Origin of the sequence: Blautia sp. MB18-30 (genome assembly GCF_023669475.1) — a bacterium.
GTDB lineage: Bacteria > Bacillota > Clostridia > Lachnospirales > Lachnospiraceae > Blautia_A > Blautia_A fusiformis.
Genome location: NZ_JAMOYY010000099.1, coordinates 1 through 646, shown reverse-complemented (window position 1 = coordinate 646; position 646 = coordinate 1). Strand labels below are relative to the sequence as shown.

General features: G+C 42.9%; 1 protein-coding gene. It reads left to right on the top strand.

Annotated features, from left to right (window positions below):
- Positions 1-561, top strand: a 561-nt coding sequence (locus NCY57_RS16700) for an RNA-guided endonuclease InsQ/TnpB family protein (RefSeq protein WP_250789880.1), incomplete at its 5' end; no start/stop codon positions are given.
- Between the last annotated feature and the right edge of the window lie 85 nt (positions 562-646).

Below are 646 nucleotides of genomic sequence, written 5' to 3'. Positions count from 1 at the left end.
ATCGATTTTGCCATGCAGGGAATGTGTGTATTTTCTACAGGAGAAAGAGCCGGGTACCCTATGTTTTACAGAAAAGCAGAGAAAAAACTTGCAAGAGAACAGAGAAAGCTCTCCCACTGTGAAAAAGGAAGCCGGAACTATCAGAAACAGAAAAAAAGGGTAGCTTTATGTCATGAAAAGATAAAGAACCAGAGAAAAGATTTCCAGCATAAGCTCAGTAGGGAGCTTGCGGAAAGATATGATGCAGTATGTGTGGAAGATCTGAATCTGAAGGGAATGTCCGGAGGACTGCACCTTGGGAAAGGTGTGCAGGATAACGGTTACGGGCAGTTTCTGTTCATGCTGGGATACAAGCTGGAAGAATGCGGAAAACATCTTATAAAAGTAGACCGTTATTTTGCATCCAGCAAGATCTGCAGTGTATGCGGACATAAGAAAAAGGAATTGGCATTGTCGGATAGAATGTATGTTTGTGGATGTGGAAATAGGATGGACCGGGATGTGAATGCAGCAGTCAATATCCGTGAAGAAGGAAAAAGAATCTATAAAGAATGTGCCTGACGGCACAAGAAAAAAATCCGTAACCGGATAAACATAAAAAACAAAACCGCGGGACACGCGGGGATAGCCTGTTTTAGCTTTGCCC